This window comes from Lawsonibacter sp. (assembly GCF_022777125.1).
In the GTDB taxonomy this organism is placed as follows: Bacteria; Bacillota; Clostridia; order Oscillospirales; family Oscillospiraceae; genus Lawsonibacter_A; species Lawsonibacter_A hominis.
Window position 1 is genome coordinate 13008 of record NZ_JALFGV010000108.1, and the last position, 19646, is coordinate 32653.

Here is a 19646-nt window from a genome sequence, read left to right on the forward strand (position 1 = left end):
TGGAGGACGCCCTGTATCGCGTCTCCACGCCCCGGCCCATATCAGCTATTGATCCATAGGGTCAGGACTGGCTGGCCGCTTTTGCGGTGTCCCAGGCGGAATCCAAGCTGTTCAGAATATCCGGCAGAGAGGCCTTGTCCAGCAGGTAGTTCGGAAGAGCGGCCTCGAACTCCGGCTGGAAGGCGGTCGGCCAGCCGCGGTCGGCCTGTGTGCTCACCATGCCCGCGTCAATGTAGGCGTTGACATCGGCCGCCAGGGGATCAAAGTCCACCGATACGCCCTTCACCGCGGAAAACAGCTTTGCAGTGCTGCACCAGAGCTCCGCGCTGTCAGGCCGGGTCAGGAATTCCAGGAATCGTTTGCACGCTTCGGGATGCGGGGTGGAGGCAGAGATGGAGAGGCCGAAGTCGGGGAACTGGAACAGCTTGGTGTCATCCGGATTTTCGGAGACCGGCATTGCCATCATGCCCAGGTTTACATCGGGGTTGACGCTCTTGATCGGCTCCAAAGCCCAGAGCCCCTGCACCATCATTGCCGCTTCGCCCCGGGCCACCATGGCGCAGGCGCCGTTGTAATCGGTGTCGAAGGCGGTCTTGGTGTTGCCGTTCTCATAGACCTTTTTCAGCAGTTCAAAGGAGGTGGTCCAGGCAGGCGTATCCGCAAAGGCTGCCTGGCCGGAACTCTTTTTCGCGTTCCAATCGGCATCGATCGCGTAGACCGCAGGCGAAGCCGCGACCAGAGCGATGGGCTTGATGGTCCAGGCGTCTTTAAACCCGAGGGCAAACGGGGTGACGCCGTTGTCCCTCAGGGTCTCGAGCAGGGCGTCAAACTCGGAGAGGGTTTTGGGAGGCGTAAGGTCATACGCTGCAAAGATATCCTTGTTATAGAAGATGCCCTCGCAGCTGCCGTCCACCGGCATGGCCCAGGTGTGTCCGTCCGCGTCTGTAAAGGAGGCGTCGCGCAGCGCCTCGCCCGTAATGTTGTCCAGGAATGGCTCTCCCGCCAGGTCCATGATGTAGCCGCCCTGGGCGATATCCATGGTGTCGAGGGCGCCCTGGAAAATATCAGGCACCTCATCTGTGGCGATGCGCGCCTTCAAGATGGCGGAGGGGTCGTTCGTGACGATTTCCTGTTCCACCGTGATGTAGGGATACGCGTCGTGGAAGGCGTCTATGATCTTTGCGAAGGTCTCTTGGGCCTCCTGCTTTTGATGGAAAAGGTGGATGGTCACCGGCTCCTGAGCGGGGGTGTTGGAGGCGGCCTGGGCGGGGTCGGAAGAAGACGTGGAGGGGGGCGCGGTTTCACTGGCGCCCTGCTTTGCGGAACACCCGGCAAACAGGGTCAGCACCATTGCCAAACACAGGAGCAAAGACAGGTTTCGTTTCATCTATGGGGACCTCCTTCTGATATGATTGAGTGATGCGCGGCAGCCGCTCCGTCAGTTATGATTATAGCAGACAATCGCCCGGAAGCATTGAAACGATTTAGCGTGCGATTGAAATCATTTAGCATCTTGGATGATGTGCCCGAAAAACGCTTTGTTTTATAACGCAGATTTGCTATAATCACAAGGAACACGGGAACGATCGGATGGGTGGTGGAGCACGATGCCGAATGCAAAAAAGCTGCGGTATAAACTGATCGCAGTAGTCACAGTACTGATGACCGCCACACTGGTTGCCGTCGCCGCCATTACGCACAGCCAGTCGCTTGCGGTGATCCGGGAGCAGTCGCTGACGCTGAACAGCCGTCTGGTGGAGGCCGGGGTGGAAAAGCTGGGCACGTCCTATTCGCAGCTCAACAACCTGTTTCAATCCATCTACCTCAATGAGAACTTTGAAGCGTTCCTGCGCACCCGCGGACGGCGGGAAGGACACAGCACCTTTCAGGACGCCGCGCTTATGAAGACGGTCTTTCTCTCGACGCTGAGCAGCCGTTCCGATTTATACAGCATCATCTTCGTTGACTGGAACGGACGGCTGTTTTATGCCACCCGCGATGAAGCGGGATTTTATGAAAGCTATCTGGCGTGCGGCCTTCCAGAGACATACCTGGCCCAGCTGGAGGGGGTTGACGGCTGGGAGCATGGCCTTCGCATGCTCCCGACGCAGCTGCACATTCCCCTGCGCAGCAACAGGTCCCAGCCCCCCTATGTCTATACCGCCGCACGGAAGATCGTCAATACGGAAAAACGGTTTGAACCGGTCGGCGTCATGTTTATTACCGTGGACTTGAGCGATCTGGAGCGGCTGACGAATCTGATCCGTCCGGACGAGCAGGCGATCACATACATCGCAGGCGCCGGGGGCAGGGTGATCTTTGACTCGTCAGGGGAGCGGACCGGGGGAGTGCTGCCGGACCGGCTCGCCGGACGTCTGGGCGGGGAAACGAAGCAGGACGTAGTCCTGGAGGACGGCCGGACCTATGTGATGGTCTCTGCGAAGGCGGCCGATCTGGATTGGTATGTCATGACCCTGATACCGGAGGCGGCCTATACGGCCGATGCGCTTTCCGTATCGACGAGCATCGTGGTCACGGCGCTCCTTGCGCTGCTGATTGCGATTCTGATCACGACGGTCTCCTCTCGGGCGATCAGCAGGCCAGTGGAAGAATTGGCGGCGGTTATGGGCCGCTCGGGGCTCCAAAACCTGAGCCAGCGCGTCGAGGTGCACGGCGCGGATGAAATTGCCCAGCTCGGAGAAAGCTTCAACCACCTCATGGACAAGCTGGAGACCTCCATCCATAACGAATATGTGATGAATATCCGTCAAAAGGAGGCGACCATACGGGCGCTGCAGGCACAGATGAATCCGCATTTCCTCTACAACGTGCTCCAGTCCATGGGGAGTATTGCGCTGCTGAACCACGCGCCGGAAATCAATACGATGGCAATGGCGCTGGGAAGTATCCTGCGGTACAGCATCCAGGGGGAGGATTCCCTTGCAACGGTGCGGGAGGAGATCAAGCACGTCAGAAACTACCTGTCCATCCAAAAGATCCGTTATGGAGACCGCCTCCATGCTCTCATCGACGTCCCGGAATATGTCATGGATTATCTCCTGCCCCGGGTTTCTCTTCAGCCTATGGTGGAAAACGCGATTATCCACGGGTTTGAACAGCGTCAGGAGCCGGGCAATATTTCCATCCGGGGTTGGATGGAGGAGGACAGGCTGATGTTCGAGGTTGCCGACGACGGACAGGGAATACCGCCGGAGCGTCTGGCTGAGATCAAAGCGGATCTTGCGGATTGCAGCGGCGCAGGGGGCGGAAAAGAAGGCGGCATCGGCATCAGCAATCTGAATGCCCGGCTGAAGCTGCTCTATGACAAGCAGGGCGCTCTGGAACTGGAAAGTGATCTTGGGATCGGCACGGTCATTCGGATCGAGGTCACTGCCGTGAGAAGGTGAAACGATGTACCAGGTGTTGATTGTAGAAGATGAGGATTGGATCAGGCGGGGGATCGTTCAAAGCATTCGCTGGCGGGAGCTCGGCATGGAATTGGCTGGAGAAGCGGAAAACGGTGCGCGCGCCCTGCAGATCCTGGAGCGCCGGCCCGTTGATATCGTGCTGACCGATATGAAGATGCCGGTCTGTGATGGCCGGGGGCTGCTCCGGGAGATGAAGGATCGGAAGCTGGACTGCGAAGTCATCGTACTCAGTGAGTATACCGACTTCGCATATACCCGTCAGGCGATCCACGCCCGCGTAGCCGAGTATCTGCTCAAACCCATTGATCCGCGCCAGCTCAACGAGGTGCTGTGCTCCGCCGCCAAACGGCTGACGGAAAAAAGCCTGTCCCGGAAAAGGGATGCCGATCCATATGACGCGGTATTCCAGACGACCATCGCCCGTACGTCGCAGGAACAGCTTGAGACAGTGTGCCTGCGCCACCAAGATGCCTTCCGGAATCGATGCGTCGTGATTTCGTGCATACAGCCCGAGATCAGCCAGAGCGGTACGGCAGGCTATCAGGAATCGCTGGAACGCCTGGCGGCGGAAGCGCCCTATCCAACAAAGGTATACCCGTATCACGATGATCGGAATATCATTTGCCTTTTTTCCCTGGCTGCCTGCCCATACAACGCGGGAGCGAAGCTCGCCTATAACAACTGGCTGCGTCTTTTTTTTCAAAATTATAAAACGATGTGGGGCGGCGATCTCCGCATCGGGACCGGCAGAGAAGTGAACGAAATCGCCCGCCTGCGAAGCGGACTGGACGCGGCCCTGGCCGCGCTCCGGTTCCTCCACCGCGGGCGGGGAGGAATCATATGCTGCGATAGTGCGCAGGCCCATAAGAATGCGCCCGAGGAGCCCGTCATCAGCGAGCAGCAGATCACAGAACTGCTCGCGCGCTGTAAGAAAGAAGAAGCGTCAAAGCTGAGGCAGTCCATCATTGGAACGCTGAGTCGATCCGAGTACGTTTACCTCCCCGCAATGCGGCAAGTGCTGATCGACTTTACGCTTACCCTTGAAAAATGCAGCAGCAGGGCCGGCTATGCAGTGAACATTACCACTGCGATCGGTGAAAACTACATTGACCGGATCAACCGTATTGAGTGGATGGCGGACGCCGATGCTTTTTTGAGTCAGGTCTTCGACCAGGTGTTCCGGAATATCGCGGCCAAACGGGCCTTAACGACTGCAGATGTGGTGGAGGAGGTCATCCGGCGCATCGAGACGAACTACATGGATGAGATCAACCTGATGCAGATTTCCCAACAGTATCATATCAACTACGTCCATCTGAGCAGGCAGTTTAAAGAGCGCACCGGCGAGACATTCATTGATTTCCTCCTGCGGGTCAGGATGAGCAGGGCCAGGGAGCTCATCGAGAACAACGGATTGAGCGAAAAAGAGACCGCGGCCCTGGTGGGATATTCAAACCCCTATTACTTTGCGGCGAGCTATCGAAAATATTTCCATGCGGGGACACAAAAGGAGGATGCTGCGGATGGAAGAGCATGAGTGGTGGAAGGACGCCGTCGTCTACCAGATATATCCCAGGAGTTTTCAGGACTCGAACGGGGACGGCGTCGGCGACCTGCGGGGGATCCTGCGGCGGCTGGACTACATTGCGGAGCTTGGCGCCAATGTTATTTGGTTATGCCCCATATACGCCTCGCCCAACGAGGATAACGGGTATGATATCAGCGATTATCAAAAGATACAGCCCGATTTCGGTACGATGGAAGACTTTGAGTGCCTGCTGCGGGAAGCGCACAAGCGCGGGATCCGGATCATACTGGACCTTGTCGTCAACCACACGTCGGATGAGCACCGGTGGTTTGCGCACAGCCGCGCCGACCGCGGCAATCCCCGCCGTGACTACTACATCTGGCGGGAGGGACGCAGCGGCGGCCCGCCGAACAATTGGAATTCCTGGTTTGGCGGGTCCGCCTGGCAGTATGACGCTCCCAGCGGGATGTACTATCTGCACATCTTTTCCCCGAAACAGCCGGATCTGAACTGGGACAACCCGGCCGTGCGGGAGAGCGTCTTTCAAATGATGACCTGGTGGCTGGATAAGGGAGTGGACGGTTTTCGCATGGACGTGATCAGCCTGATCTCCAAACCCGAGACGCTGCCGGACGGGCCGGGCGGCGACCTGTCTCCGTTTTGTATCAATGGACCCCATGTCCATGCGTACCTGCGTGAGATGAACGAGCGCGTCCTCTCCCGCTTCGATATCATGACGGTGGGCGAATGCCCGGGCGTTACGGTGGAGGAGGCAAAAAAATATGCCGGCTTCAACCGGGGCGAGCTGAATATGGTGTTTCAGTTTGAGCATACCAGTACGACGGACGGGCCTTATGGAAAGTGGAGCGACCGGCGCGTCTGGCTGCCGGATCTCAAAAAAATCTTTTTCCATTGGCAGAACGGCCTGAAGGGCGCGGCGTGGAACTGCCTCTTTTGGGGCAACCATGACCAGCCCCGGGCAGTCTCCAAATTTGGTGACGAGCGGGAGGAATACCGCGCCCGGTCGGCAAAGATGCTGGCCACTTGCCTTTATCTCATGCAGGGCACGGTATTCCTCTATCAGGGAGAAGAGCTGGGCATGACCAACGCGGCGTTTGATTCCCTTGGAGATTACCGGGATATCGAAACGAGGAACGCCTATCGCGACCTGGTAGGCGGCGGATGTGTCACCCATGATGAAATGATGCGGTATATCCACCGGGTGAGCCGGGACAACGCGCGCACGCCGATGCAATGGGACGCATCTCCCAATGCAGGCTTTACCACAGGCACGCCCTGGATTGGAGTAAATCCAAACTACAAAGAGATCAACGCCCAACAGGAGCAAAGCGACGACCGCTCCGTGCTTTCTTACTATAAGCGGCTTCTGCGGTTCAGACGGGAGAACGCGATCGTCCGGGACGGAGACTTTATGCCGTTCTGGCCGGAGCACGATAAGATTTTGGGGTATACCCGCTCGCTCAACGGGGATACGCTCTACGTCCTCTGCAATTTCACCGATGAGCGGATGCCGCTGCTTGAGATCGATACCCATGGCAGATATCTGGAAACGGTGTTCTGCAATTATGAGGAACCGGGCCCGTGGGCACTGCGGCCGTTTGAGGCAAGGGTGTACCTGGTCAGAGCCTGATTTCCCATCGTCCTGGGCTGCGTCGGGCGTCCCAGGGCCTGGATCCCTGGCGCAGCCCAAACGCTGACGGGAGCCCCGGCAAAGCCGGGGCTCCCGTCTTCCGTTATTCGGTCAATTCCCGCTGAACATACTTGGGCAGCTTGGCCGCCACCAGCTGGTAGGACATATCGCACAGGTCGCGCAGTACCTGCTCCGGCACTGCGCCGTCCAGATAGACTGAATTCCAGGTGCGCTTATCGGAGTAGAACCCCGGCACGATATCCGGGTACTCTGCCCGGAAGGCCTCGGCAAGCCGGGGATCGCATTTCAGGATGACCATGGTCCGTCCGGCGTGGGGCCGGTGCTCCGGGCCGGGCGTACATACCGCGGCAAACAATTTGCCGCGTACCATATACCGCTGCCACTGCCACTCAAGCTTAAAATCCTGCTCCGCGCCGGGCTTGGCCATCAGGTAATCCTCCAGCCAGGGGTAAAGATTCATAAAGACCGCCTCCTTTTCAGCGTATCCAGCATACCATAAACGAAGTCCATCGAAAAGCGTCCCACGATAAAAAATATCGTTGCGTTCCCAGCCGTATGAAAGCTACCGCCCCGGAAATACTGTTAACACAGTTTTTCAGCAGGAGGGAACCATGGGAATGCAGGGCAAGGTAGAGATCTGCGGGGTGAACACCTCCAAGCTCAAGGTGCTCAAAAGCGAGGAGACCATGGAGCTGTTGAAGCGTGCGCGCGGGGGGGATATGGAGGCCCGGGAGCAGCTCATCGCGGGCAATCTGCGCCTGGTGCTCTCGGTGATCCAGAAGTTCACCAACCGCGGTGAAAATGTGGATGATCTGTTTCAGGTGGGGTGTATCGGGCTGATTAAGGCCATCGATAATTTCAATACGGATCTGGATGTGCGCTTTTCCACCTACGGCGTACCCATGATCGTGGGGGAGATCCGCCGCTATCTGCGGGACAACAGCTCCCTGCGGGTGTCCCGCTCCATGCGGGATACGGCCTATAAGGTACTGCAGGCGAAGGAGAAGTATATCAGCGAGCACCAAAAGGAGCCCACGATCGAGGAGATCGCCAAGATCCTGGAGATCAAGCGGGAGGAGGTCGTCTTCGCGCTGGACGCCATCGTGGACCCGGTCTCCCTGTATGAGCCGGTCTATGACCACGGCGGGGACACCATTTGCGTGATGGATCAGGTAAGGGATTCCAAAAATACGGACGAGAGCTGGCTGGAACAGATCGCCCTGAAGGAGGCCATGAACCGCCTGAGCGACCGGGAGCGGAAGATCCTGAACCTGCGCTTTTTCGAGGGCAAAACCCAGATGGAAGTCTCCGCCGAGGTCGGCATTTCCCAGGCCCAGGTCTCCCGCCTGGAAAAGAACGCGATCAGCCAGATCAAAAAGAACCTGTAGAGGCTTCGCCGCAAGTGCGGCCAGCCGAGCGCTTTGCCGCAGACCAAGCCGCCGCCGGGCGGCTTTACATAGGGTGGCCTTCCGTGCTATACTGCTTGCAGAAAGCAAAATGAGGGAGGTCTTTTTTCATGTCCTTTATCCTGCCGGAATACCGCGCGCCCGATTTCAGCCAGGCACGCTTCCAAACGGTCCCGGACGCCATCCTGCGTCCGGCGCCCCGGGATGGGGTAGCCCCGGAGGGCTACCACGCCACCACGATCTTTCCGGAATATTTCAAGATCGGCGGCCGGTGGTTGCTGGCAGAAGAGAGCCGTATGGACTGTGTGGCGGTGCTTCGGGGCGGGGCGGTGGCAGCGGTGGAATTCCGCAACCTGAAAGCGGGCGAGCCGGTGGTGGTGGGGCGCAGCGAGGACGGCTCTGAGGGGATCTACGTCCACGCCGCGGGCTTTGAGCAGCCCGGCGGGGAAGGGGAGACCTTTGCCTTCCGTCAGGGGCGCTCCCGGGAGACGGCCTATTCCATGGATTACGACTCGATCTACGAGCTGCTTCGGTATGAAAAGGAGCACGGGTATATCGTCTGGGTGCTGGGACCCGCCTGCGCCTTTGACGCGGACGCCCGCAGCGCCTTTGCCGCTCTGGTGCGGGGAGGCTATGTCAACGCTCTGCTGGCCGGCAACGCCCTGGCCACCCATGATCTGGAGGCGGGCTACCTGCGCACCGCGCTGGGCCAGGACATTTATACGCAGAAGAGCCAGCTCAACGGCCACTACAACCATATCGACACCCTCAACGCGGTCCGGGCGCTGGGCTCCACCGCCGCTTTTGTGAACAGCGGGAACGTAAAAGACGGCATCCTCTATGAGTGCGTGAAAAACCAGGTGCCCTATGTGCTGGTGGGCTCCGTACGGGACGACGGCCCGCTGCCCGAGGTCTACGGCAACGTGTATGAAGGCCAGAACGCCATGCGGGAGCAGGTCAAGCGCGCCACCACCGTCATCTGCATGGCGTCCACCCTCCACACGGTGGCCACCGGCAATATGACTCCGTCCTACCGCGTCGTGGACGGGGCGGTCCGGCCGGTCTACTTCTACTCGGTGGATATTTCGGAGTTTGCGGTGAACAAGCTGCGGGACCGGGGCAGCCTTTCCGTGCGGACCATCGTTACCAACGTGCAGGACTTTATCGTCAACGTGCAAAAAGGCGTACTGGCGAAGTGAGCGCCGGTTCAGCCGTAAGAAGGGCCCCCTGCCTGTGCGCCGGTGGTCCGAAAACGAAAAAAGCATCCTGTCCGGTATCAAACCGGACAGGATGCTTTCCGTTTTCGACCTGCTGCAGCTGCCGATGCCGATGGCCCGAACCTTCCGCGTTGCGGGCCGGAGCCCGTTGCAGCGGGGCCGCTGCGCTTATTTGCGCGGCAGGACGACGGTGAAGCACGTACCCGTCCCGGCGCTGCTGGAGACGGTGATTTTTCCGTGGTGGGTCTCGGCCACGCTTTTGGCGATGGCCAGGCCCAGGCCGTACCCGCCCTGCGCCCGGTCCCGGGCCGCGTCCACCCGATAGAAGCGCTCAAACAGATGGGGCAGGTGTTCCGCCGGGATGGGAGCGCCGGTGTTGTGGACCGTGAGGCGGACCTTGTCCTGCTGCCGGACGAGGGTGAGCGCGGCGCGGCCGCCGGACCCGGCATACTTGACGGCATTGTCCAGCAGGATCATCACCAGACGGCGCAACTGTCCCTCATCGCCCAGCACGCTTACGCCGGGGGCGATCGCGCTCTCCAGGGATACCCCCGCCTCAAAAGCCACCGATTCGAAGGGGAGCAGGCAGCCCAGAGCCAGCTCGCTCAGGGAGACCTCCAGGGGGCGGGTGGTGCGGCGGGCGTCGTCGCTCTTGGCCAGGAAGAGCAGATCATCCACCAGGCCTTTCATCTGGGCGGCCTCCTCCCGGGTGTACTCCAGCCACTTGGCCTGGGAAGACACCGTATTCTCCTTATGGGAGAGGACGATGCCGGTGTTGGCCAGGATCACGGTGAGCGGGGTCTTGAGCTCGTGGGAGGCGTCGGCTACAAACTGGCGCTGCTGCTTCCAGGCCTTTTCCACCGGACGAACCGCCAGGGAGGCCAGAAAGAGGCTGATAAAGAAGAAACCCACCATAGCCAGGGCCCACACCAGAAGACAGGTGAGCACCAGGTTGCGCAGCGAAGCGCTCTCCCAGCTGCAGTCGGCAAACGCGATGCGCGATGCGCCGCCGGAGCCGTGCTCCACCTGAAAGCGCAGGCTCAGCCCATGCAGCACGCCCTGGCCGGAACCGGACGACAGGACCTCCTGGACGGCTTGGGAGGCCACCTCGTCGGATACGGCCACCTGGCCGCCGTCGTTGATGGCCGTGACCCGGCCGTCCTCCACCGTCACCACGAAAACGGGAACCATGGAGAAATGCTGGGCCTTGTTTTCCCGGCCGGAGCGGTCCGGTTCCCAGCCGTCGGGCGGAGATGCAATCTCAAAGCGGGGCGGAGAGCCGCCGTCGGCCCACTCCAGGGCCATGCGCAGGGAGACCCGGCTCTGCTCGCCCAGCCGCTGGGCGTTGGAGCCCACCAATACGCCGAATACCACCGCCAGCACCAGACCCACCAGCAGCAGATTGATCAGAATGAATTTTCGCCGCAGAGAGCGGATCATAGTACGGGCACCTCCAGATGATAACCCACCTTGCGCACCGTGCCGATGGACACCCGGGAGCCCAGGAAGGCGAGCTTTTTGCGCAAAAAGGAGATGTACACCTCCACGTTGTTGTCCTCCGCCTCCGAATCCAGCCCCCACACCTTGGCGATGATGTCCTCCTTGGGAACCACCGCCTTTGGGGTGGACATGAGCAGCCGCAGCACATCGTACTCCTTAAAGCCCAGCCGCACGGATTTGTCCCCCCGCCGCAGGCTGCGGCTGGTCAGATCCAGCGTCAGATCCCCGGCGGAGAGCTGCTCGGTGAGCACCTCCCCCTGCCTCCGGGTGAGGGCCCGCACCCGGGCCAGCAGCTCCCCTGCGTCGAAGGGTTTGGTCATATAGTCGTCTGCCCCGTGGTCCAGCCCGGCGATCTTGTCCGGCACCTCGTCCCGGGCGGTGAGCATCAGGATCGGGGTGGATACATGGGCGCACCGCAGCCGCCGCGCCACCTCGAAGCCGTCCAGCTTGGGCAGCATCACATCCAGAACGATCATGTCGTACTGGCCCGTCAGGCCGTAGTCCAGCCCGTCCGCCCCGTCGTATACCAGGTCGGCCTGGTAGCGCTGCTCCTCCATGATCTGGCCCAGCGCCTCGGCCAGCCGCCGCTCGTCCTCCACGATCAGTATCCGCATATCGCTCGTTCCTTTCCGGTTGGCCCGTTTGGTCCCTATTATAATGCGTACGGAACAAAGCCAAAGGCCTTGAATCCCAAGGTTTTCAAGGCCGATTGGCGTTGTTCGGGCGCAAGGCTTTTGGCAGATGAGCCGGAAAACCTTGCCCCTTCCGCTGGAGCAATACGGCGCTTTGGCGGAAATACGCATTGCAACAATGTCTAAACTTCATCAAACGGGCTGTTTATAGCCCGTTTTGATGAAGTTATGCGGCAGTGGCCGCACGAATCAACCGCCTGGCGGTTGATTCAGTAGACATTATTATACACAAATATCTGAAATCTGTCTGAAAAACTTTGCCTTCGAACGAAAAAAGCTGATGGGACAGGGGAAAGCGTCCCGTTCACAAATTCTTTACCAACAGTTTCAGGGTAATTTCAGGTTGTCACGCTATACTCCACACTATCAAGCGGACGAAGTGGAGGATGCGCATATGCCAATCATGGAACAAAACGGGAAACCGGCCGAGGAAAAAACGGCTGGAACGGCAAGGCGGCCCCGGCGGAAATTTCCGAAGAAGCGCCTGATCATCCTGGTCGTGGCATTCGCTCTGGCGGGCGGGGCGGCGTTTGGAGTCAAGGCCCTGTTCTTCCGTACCGAAGGGGCCGCAGCCCTGACCGAGCGTACGACCTACGGTTCCCTGTCCACCACCCTTGAGGGCACCGGGACCACCATGCCGGCCGACAGCGTGACGGTCACAACCGCCTCCGCCGCGGAGATCACCGGTGTGTACGTCTCCGCGGGCGACACGGTGGCGGCGGGCGATTTGCTCTACACCCAGGACGACTCCGAACTGGACGAGCAGATCGAGGAATATGAGCAGGAGATCACGACGCTGGAGGAGGAGCTGGACGACTGCTATGAGCAGCTCGCACAGCTCAGCGAGACCATGGCCGCCCTGACGGTGACCGCGCCGTTCTCCGGCCGGATCACCGAGGTGGCCGCAGACGCGGGCGACAGCGTTATGAGCGGCGGGAAACTGGCCGTGCTGGTGGACGACAGCCAGATGACCCTGACCCAGTATTTCAGCTACGTCTATGAGGACGAGATTTTCGTCGGCATGGACGCAGGCGTGTCCATTGCCAGCCTGATGCTCAACCTCTCCGGAACGGTCACGGAGATCCAGAAGGTGGAACGGCTGACCGCCGAGGGCGCCCGAACCTTCGCCGTAACGGTGACCCTGGATAACCCCGGCGCCCTGACCGAGGGGATGACCGGCGCGGGCTATCTGGTGTCCGCCGCCGGCGAGCAGATCTATCCCGCGGTAGAGGGCGCCCTGAAGTATGCGCAGAGCCGCACGCTCACCGCACAGGCCGGCGGCGAGCTGACGGACGTGAACGTGGTGGACTACCAGAAGGTCACGGCGGGCGAGACGCTCTTCGTCATCGACGGCACGGATTACCAGACCCAGACGGCGTCTGTCGGCAAAAAGATCACGCAGACCCAGGAACGCATTGCCTCCTATGAGGAAAAGATTGCCGAAACGGAGGAAAAACGCGCAGATTACGCCGTCACGGCGGAAATTTCCGGAAAGGTCATCCTGGTGGCCGTCCGGGAGGGAGAAAAGCCCCGTCAGGCGGGGCAGACCGCCGTGTCGGTCTATAACCTGGACTCCATGACCATTTCCGCCAATATCGACGAGCTGGACATCGACAGCGTCGAGATGGGGATGGAGGTGACCATCACCCAGTCCGGGGCGGAGAGCGATACGACCTATACCGGCACGGTGAGCGAGATCAGCTACGAGGCCACCAACAGCAACGGCGTGGCCTATTTCCCCATCACCATCACCATCCCCAGCGAGGGGAACCTGTCCGCGGGCGTCAACGTGTCCTATACCATTACCGTGGGCGATGCGTCCGAGGGCGTACTGGCCCCCATCTCCGCCCTCAAGAGCACCAGTGAGGGAACCTGCCTCTTTGTCAAGGCGGACGCCCGGCCGGAGAACGCCGTCGACCTGGAGGATGCGGAGATCCCCGATGGCTTTTACGCCGTGCCGGTAGAGGTAGGCGTGATGAACAGCCGCTATGCCCGCATCCTCTCCGGCGTGGAAGAGGGGACGGAGGTCTTCACCCGCTATCAGCAGGCGGCGCCCAGCGGCGGCGACAGCACCAGTCAGGGCGGCGGCAGCGAGGAATCCACCATGCCCGGCGGTATGGACTTCTCCGGCGGGGGCATGCCGGACTTCTCCGGGGGCGGCATGCCCGGCGGCAATATGGGCGGCGGCCCCATGGGCTGAACAGGAGGGAATACCATGAGCCTGATCCGATTGGAAGACGTATATAAGATTTACGGCGAAGGGGAGGAAAACCAGGTCAACGCCCTGGACGGCGTGACTATGGAGATCGGCCAGGGGGAATTTGTGGCCGTCATCGGCACCTCCGGCTCCGGAAAGTCCACCATGATGAATCTTTTGGGGTGCCTGGACGTGCCCACCCGCGGGGAGTACTACCTGGACGGCATCTCCATCCGCCGGCGTACCCAGAAGGAACTCAGCGACATCCGCTCCCGGCGCATCGCGTTCATTTTCCAAGGGTATAACCTCATCCCATCCCTCAACGTGTGGCAGAACGTGGCCCTGCCTATGGCGTATCAGCGCGTCCCGCCGGCCCAGCGCCGGGCGCGCGCACTGGAGGCGCTGGAGCAGGTGGAGATCCTCGCCAAGGCGGAAAACCGCCCCTCCCAGCTCTCCGGCGGCCAGCAGCAGCGGGTGGCCATCGCCCGGGCCATCGCCACCCGCTCGCCGGTTTTGATGGCCGACGAGCCTACCGGGGCCCTGGACTCCAAGACCGGCGCCCAGGTGCTCCAGCTCATGCGAAAGCTCAATGCGGGGGGGACCACCGTCATCCTCATCACCCACGACAACGGCATCGCGGCCCAGGCCGACCGTACCGTACGGGTCATGGATGGAAGGATCGTCCACGACAGCCTCTGGGACGGCGTTCTCATCCCGGGGCTGGGCGCAGCCGGGGCGGGAAGGGCGGCGCTATGAATGCACTCATCATGGCGCTTGACGCGATCAAAGAGAAAAAGGGCCGTTCCTTTCTGACCATGCTGGGCATCATCATCGGCGTGACGGCCGTGCTGGTGCTGGTGGCGCTGGTGTCCGGGTACAACGCGGACATCACCGCCTATTACGAGAAGCTGGGCGTCAACAAGGTCAACGTCAGCGTGACCTGGTACGATACCAGCCGGGCCGTGGACGTGATGGACACGCTGTATGACTACGGCAACGGGGAGCTGAAGGACCTGGTGCTGGGCGTCAGCCCGTCCCTCACCACCACTCTGCCGATGAAGTACCGAACCGCCACCCTGGACACTGGCAGCATCTATTTCGGCAGCGACCAGTTTGCCGCCTGCAACAACTACGTGCTGGAGAACGGCCGGGATCTGAGCCGCTACGACGTGGAAAACCGCAGCCACGTGTGCGTGCTGGGGGCCTATGTGGCGCAGAGCCTGTTCCAGTACGCCGATCCCATCGGGCAGACCGTCTATCTGGGCGGCGTGCCCTTTGAAGTGGTGGGAACCTACTACCAGAAGGACGGGGGGACGGAGGAGTCCATGGACGATATGGTGAGCATCCCCTATTCCATGGCCCGCTCCCTGATGAGCACCGATCATCTGACCGGTTTTACCGTCAAGGTAGACAAGTCGGACAATGTGGACACGGTCATCCGCCGCCTGGAAACCGTTCTGGACGAGACCATCGATTCCAGCGTCGGCACCTATCGGCTGGAGGATGGAAACTCCGCCATGAGCGAATCCACCGAGGAGACGACCTCCATGAGCGTGGTGCTGGGCGGGATCGCGGGAATCGCCCTGCTGGTAGGCGGCATCGGCATCATGAATATCATGCTGGTCACCGTGACCGAGCGTACCCGGGAGATCGGCATCAAAAAATCCATTGGAGCCCCCCGGCGGGAGATCGTCACCCAGTTCCTGGTGGAGGCCGCTATTCTGAGCGCCATGGGCGGGGTCATCGGCATCGCCCTGGGTTATCTTCTCTCGCTGATCCTGGGCAAGGCGATGTACGACCTGATCCTGTTTCCCAGTGCGCTGGTCAGCGCGGGGGCGTTCGCGTTTTCCGTGGTCATCGGCATCGTGTTCGGAATCTATCCGGCGGCCAAGGCATCCAATCTCCAGCCGGTGGATGCGCTGAGGGCCGACTAAATGGAGTTGAGAGGAGAATCACAGATGAAACAGCGTATTCTCGCCCTGCTGCTGGCGGCGGGGCTTTGCCTGGGGATCATCGGCGCCTGCATTCCGGCGGCCCTGGCCGCGGACGAGACCGGCGTGGAGGAGGCGGTGGAGGTGCTCGCCGGCCTGGGCATCGTCTCCGGCTGCAGCGACGGTTCCTATCACCCGGAGGACAGCCTGACCCGCGCCCAGTTCTGCAAGCTGGCCGTGCTGGCTGAGGGCCATGGGGACAAGATCAATGCCGGCGCCTACCGCACTCTGTTTTCCGACGTGCCCGGCTCCAATTGGGCGGCGCCCTATGTGAACCTGGCGTATGAGGAGGGACTGGTCTCCGGCTACGGCGACGGCACCTTCGGCCCAGATGATGCGGTGACCACGGCACAGGCCGCTACCATCGTGCTGCATCTGCTGGGCTATACCGACGACGCCATCGGCCCCTTCTGGCCGGAGGATGCTATGTCCCTGGCCGATTCCCTGGGCCTGCTGGACGGGCTGGACAAGACGGCGGCCCGGGCGCTGAGCCGGGGCGACGCGGCGCTTTTGCTCTACCACCTGCTGGATCAGACCACCGCCGACGGCCGGGACTACTACACCGCCCTTTGCAGCTCCGCGATCAAGAACGCGCTGCTGCTGGACAACGACAGCGAGGCGCCCGACGGTACGCTGCACACCGCCCTGGTCTACGCCGACAACGCCCTGACCTGCTATGAGCAGGCTGACTGTCTGCCCGAGCTTCTGGTTGGGCGGAAGGGCACCCTGCTGCTGGACAGCGCCGGCAAGGCGTCGGGCTTTTTGCCCGACGACACGGTCTGCCGGCAGGTCGTGCCCGCCAAGACGACCGCCAGCGCCCTGACCGGAGCGGATGGGGCGGAGTATTCCGTCAACAGTGCGCTTCCCGTCCTACTGGACGGGGAAAAAAAGACCTACGGCGATTGCTGGTACGACCTGGCGGGCCGTGCCCGGACGACGCTGTACTATGCAAGCTCCGGAAACCTGGAGCTGATCGTGGCCTCGGAGGCGGTGGCCTACGAGGGCGTGACCCTCACCGGCTACTATGAGAACGCCGCGCCCAACACCGGCTCGCCCACCCGAATCACTCTGCTGGGGATCACGCTGGACGTGGCCGATACCGCCCGGGCCGGTCTGTCCCGGTTCGCGGTGGGCGACCGGCTGACCGTGGTCCTGAACGGCGCGGGCGAGGTAGCCGCGGCCTATACCACCTCGGAGAAAAAGGGAGAGCTGTACGGCGTGCTGGGGAGCGACGGCAGCGTGGCGCTGACCTGCGGGCTTACCGTCAAGGGAACGATCGCCTCCGGCTCCGCCCAGGCGGGCGACCTGGTGAAGGTCAGTTCCATCGGCGTGAATCAGCTCTCGGTCAACGCCCTTTCCAAAAGCTGCCGGTACAGCCTCAACGTCTCTGCGGCCGCGCTGGGCAGTATTCCGTTGTCCGACGGCGTGAAGATCTATGAGCGGGTGGGCGCCGGCCCTGTGGTGGAGATCGGATTGGACTACATTCTGAGCGATACCGTCTCCTCCGCGCGCATCGACTTCTACGCCACCGACGACGAGGGGCGGGTCTGCCTGCTGCTGCTGGACGACGCTACCGGCTACGCCTATACCTACGGTTTCCTGGTCGCCGACACCAAGACCTCGGCGGGCATCAGCTCCGACGATACCGTGACCAACAAGACCATCGCGGTGAAGAACAGCGCGGGTACCACGCAGGCATACATTACCGGCCTGTCCCTGAAAAACGGCGACGTGGGCGGTATAGCCGGGACCGCCAAGGGGACCCTGGCGGGGGCGGTGACCCTGACCAAGGCGAGAAACATCGCCCGCTCCGCCTTTGACGGCGGCGATGCTGTGGTAGTGGATGAGATCCGGGTGCCTTTGGCGGACAACGTACAGGTCTACAATACCGCCACCGGCCGGTGGACGACGCTGGAGGCGGCCAAGTCCTACGCGGACCGCTTTACCGTCTATTACAGCGGCGCCTTGGGCGCCAACGCCCGGGTGTGGGTCATCTGCACGGAATAAACGCAAGCGGACTCCCGCATCCCGACGCGGGAGTCCGCTTGCGTTCAAAATGCTTCGATCACGCCGCAGGCGATGCGGCCGCCCGCGTCTCCAGCCGGCTGGGAGCGGTAATCGTCCGGGCTTTCATGGAGGACAACGGACCGGCCCAGCACCTCCTCTGGCCGGAAGCGCCCGGTAAACGTCACCGAAAAGGCCCGCCCGCGGTGGGAGAGCAGCACCGGCAGGTCTCCGGCGTGGTCCGGGTGAGGTTGCTGCTGCGGGTCGAAATGTCCCCCGGCGCAATAAAAGGGGATATCGCCTCCGGTGCGGCAGCAGCCCAGCGTATGGATATGCAGGGCAAAAAAGCCGTCCCGCGGCAGCCCGGCGGCCCGCGTGACCAGCAGAGTACCCTCCTGCCAGGGATAGAGCAGGACTTCTCCCAGCAGACCGGGATAGGCGCCGTTTCCACGCAGCACAGCGCGGAGCGCCGGGACGCCCTCCAGCAGGACCTGGGGCAGGGGAGAATGAGCACGGTTCATGGCAAACGCCTCCAATCTTACCCCAGCGTATGCGGCCCGGCCCCGTCCCGGACCAACCAAAACAGGACCAGCCGAGTTCGGCTGATCCTGTTTCCGTCTCACGATTACGCAGCGCGGGCGGCCTTGTTCCACCGGACTGCGGTGTATATTGGCGGCACCCGTCCCATCCGGACAGCAAACGCCGCTCCTGCGGGCGCTGTGGAGGCGGCAGGGAAAAATAAAACCGCCTCCACGGGGGAGACGGGGGACAACACCAGACTGACAGAAACGGATATACAGGCTTATTTAAACACAGGAAAAACTGGGCATACCCGAAATAAAAAGGCCAGACTTTTGGAAAGCGGAAAATCACCTATCCTCACGACTGCGAAGGCCGTAAAGGATTTCATCTTGTCCGCGATAGGCGGAAAATCCAACGGAGAAGTGCGTGGATACGGGAAGGTGGGGACGCGTTTTGCAGATGCAGTTCGTGGCGTAGACTCAACAGTCGACATTGACGGGTATTATCTCGAACTGGACGCAGACAGTTTGCGCCACGCTTATTTGCAACATAGCGACGCAAAGCAGGCAGGCGACATTTCTCTTTCAAAGCAGGACTTCTTCAATATCCCCGACTACGTGGACAATTTTGATTACATTCTTGCGGTCGAGAATTATCGGGGAAAACAGAAAATCAGGCTCGCAAAGAAAATCAACGGGTATTCGGTGATCCTTGAAACAGTTTCCGGAGAGCGCAACTCTCTACAGGTGCTAAACATGATCGGCATGTCCACAGAAAAGTTCATGGACAAGTATAAAAATCAAATTAGAGGTGCTGGTTCCCAGGGGGGCGCAAGCGCCCAAACCGTCAATACAACGTCCCTGCATACCGATAGCACCTCTAACTCTGCCCCAATTATAGCAGATTCCTCCGCAAAGGGCAATACCCAGTCTGCCCAAAATTCCGGGGGGCAAACCGGGGATGACGGCGTAGGGGCCGCGAATGCGGGATTTGCCGGGGATTACAACCGTTTGCAGAACCAGTCGGAGCGCTTCCACCCGGAGGGCGAGAAGGCGGCCCGCCCGGTGGACGTTCCAGTGGAGGATTTTCAGGGGCGGAGCATCCCCAAGTCCACAGCCACCGTCCTGGAGGCCGGGGCGACGCCGGACAGGGAATTTACCCAAAGGATCGATTCGAATCGGAAGGGATCTCAAAAAGAAAAATCCCCAGAACCGGAACGGTTCTGGGGATTTGTGCCTGATGTCGTGCCTATTACACAGCGCGGGTGACCTTACCCGAACGGAGGCATCTGGTGCACACGTACACGTGCTTGGGCGTACCGTTTACAATCGCCTTGACGCGCTTCACGTTGGGCTTCCAGGGACGGTTGGAGCGGCGGTGGGAGTGGGAGACCTGGATACCGAACACAACGCCCTTATCGCAAAATTCACATTTGGCCATTCGCTTATACCTCCTCGCTTTAAGGGATAGCTTTATAAAGCATCGAATG

General features: G+C 60.8%; 16 protein-coding genes. 10 read left to right on the forward strand and 6 right to left on the reverse strand.

What is annotated here, in order from left to right:
* Positions 1–61: 61 nt before the first annotated feature.
* Positions 62–1387, reverse strand: a complete 1326-nt coding sequence (locus MR825_RS09360; protein ID WP_256176504.1) for an ABC transporter substrate-binding protein — start codon at positions 1385–1387, stop codon at positions 62–64.
* Between the two features lie 220 nt (positions 1388–1607).
* On the opposite strand from MR825_RS09360, the gene MR825_RS09365 reads away from it, so the two are divergent.
* From MR825_RS09365 to MR825_RS09375, 3 genes are read left to right on the forward strand one after another with little or no spacing between them, the layout of a single operon-like run.
* The gene (locus MR825_RS09365) at positions 1608–3407 is read left to right on the forward strand and encodes a cache domain-containing sensor histidine kinase (RefSeq protein ID WP_186907171.1); all 1800 of its coding nucleotides are present in this window, start codon (positions 1608–1610) and stop codon (positions 3405–3407) included.
* Positions 3408–3411: 4 nt separating this feature from the next.
* On the forward strand, positions 3412–4965 hold the full coding sequence (locus tag MR825_RS09370) for a response regulator transcription factor (RefSeq protein ID WP_287880355.1): 1554 nt from the start codon (positions 3412–3414) through the stop codon (positions 4963–4965).
* On the forward strand, positions 4952–6607 hold the full coding sequence (locus MR825_RS09375; protein WP_287880357.1) for a glycoside hydrolase family 13 protein: 1656 nt from the start codon (positions 4952–4954) through the stop codon (positions 6605–6607). Before MR825_RS09370 ends, MR825_RS09375 begins: the two co-directional genes overlap by 14 nt.
* 103 nt (positions 6608–6710) lie before the next feature.
* Here MR825_RS09375 and MR825_RS09380 read toward each other — a convergent pair whose 3' ends face one another.
* Complete coding sequence (locus MR825_RS09380) at positions 6711–7088, reverse strand: MmcQ/YjbR family DNA-binding protein (RefSeq protein WP_186907174.1); 378 nt, start codon at positions 7086–7088, stop codon at positions 6711–6713.
* 157 nt (positions 7089–7245) lie between these two features.
* Between MR825_RS09380 and sigG the strand changes: the two genes are divergently transcribed.
* Together sigG and MR825_RS09390 are read left to right on the forward strand one after the other, a co-directional pair.
* Entirely contained in the window at positions 7246–8016 is a 771-nt protein-coding gene (sigG, locus tag MR825_RS09385; RefSeq protein WP_186907175.1) for an RNA polymerase sporulation sigma factor SigG, read from the forward strand.
* A 128-nt stretch (positions 8017–8144) separates the two neighbouring features.
* On the forward strand, positions 8145–9233 hold the full coding sequence (locus MR825_RS09390; protein ID WP_287880360.1) for an ornithine cyclodeaminase family domain: 1089 nt from the start codon (positions 8145–8147) through the stop codon (positions 9231–9233).
* A 186-nt stretch (positions 9234–9419) separates the two neighbouring features.
* Here the strand turns inward: MR825_RS09390 and MR825_RS09395 are convergent, their stop codons facing one another.
* Both MR825_RS09395 and MR825_RS09400 read right to left on the reverse strand, forming a co-directional pair.
* Positions 9420–10691 (reverse strand): sensor histidine kinase, encoded by a 1272-nt coding sequence (locus MR825_RS09395; RefSeq protein ID WP_287880362.1) that lies wholly within the window; start codon positions 10689–10691, stop codon positions 9420–9422.
* Positions 10688–11365 (reverse strand): response regulator transcription factor, encoded by a 678-nt coding sequence (locus MR825_RS09400; protein WP_287880363.1) that lies wholly within the window; start codon positions 11363–11365, stop codon positions 10688–10690. Before MR825_RS09400 ends, MR825_RS09395 begins: the two co-directional genes overlap by 4 nt.
* A gap of 472 nt (positions 11366–11837) precedes the next feature.
* On the opposite strand from MR825_RS09400, the gene MR825_RS09405 reads away from it, so the two are divergent.
* The 4 genes from MR825_RS09405 to MR825_RS09420 are packed head-to-tail and all read left to right on the forward strand — an operon-like array spanning position 11838 to position 17638.
* Positions 11838–13643 carry an efflux RND transporter periplasmic adaptor subunit gene (locus tag MR825_RS09405; protein WP_287880365.1) on the forward strand — a complete coding sequence of 602 codons (1806 nt, stop codon included), beginning with the start codon at positions 11838–11840 and terminating at the stop codon, positions 13641–13643.
* A 15-nt stretch (positions 13644–13658) separates the two neighbouring features.
* Positions 13659–14396 (forward strand): ABC transporter ATP-binding protein, encoded by a 738-nt coding sequence (locus MR825_RS09410; protein ID WP_287880368.1) that lies wholly within the window; start codon positions 13659–13661, stop codon positions 14394–14396.
* On the forward strand, positions 14393–15574 hold the full coding sequence (locus MR825_RS09415) for an ABC transporter permease (RefSeq protein WP_287880371.1): 1182 nt from the start codon (positions 14393–14395) through the stop codon (positions 15572–15574). Before MR825_RS09410 ends, MR825_RS09415 begins: the two co-directional genes overlap by 4 nt.
* 24 nt (positions 15575–15598) lie before the next feature.
* Positions 15599–17638: an S-layer homology domain-containing protein gene (locus tag MR825_RS09420; RefSeq protein WP_287880373.1), complete on the forward strand. Its 2040-nt coding sequence runs from the start codon at positions 15599–15601 to the stop codon at positions 17636–17638.
* 44 nt (positions 17639–17682) lie between these two features.
* Here MR825_RS09420 and MR825_RS09425 read toward each other — a convergent pair whose 3' ends face one another.
* Positions 17683–18156: a superoxide dismutase family protein gene (locus MR825_RS09425; RefSeq protein ID WP_186907182.1), complete on the reverse strand. Its 474-nt coding sequence runs from the start codon at positions 18154–18156 to the stop codon at positions 17683–17685.
* Between MR825_RS09425 and MR825_RS09430 the strand changes: the two genes are divergently transcribed.
* Positions 18142–19425, forward strand: a complete 1284-nt coding sequence (locus MR825_RS09430) for a hypothetical protein (protein WP_287880376.1) — start codon at positions 18142–18144, stop codon at positions 19423–19425. The two genes, MR825_RS09425 and MR825_RS09430, sit on opposite strands and share 15 nt — an antisense overlap.
* Here MR825_RS09430 and rpmB read toward each other — a convergent pair.
* On the reverse strand, positions 19409–19597 hold the full coding sequence (gene rpmB / locus MR825_RS09435) for a 50S ribosomal protein L28 (RefSeq protein ID WP_033116638.1): 189 nt from the start codon (positions 19595–19597) through the stop codon (positions 19409–19411). The two genes, MR825_RS09430 and rpmB, sit on opposite strands and share 17 nt — an antisense overlap.
* Positions 19598–19646 lie beyond the last annotated feature (49 nt).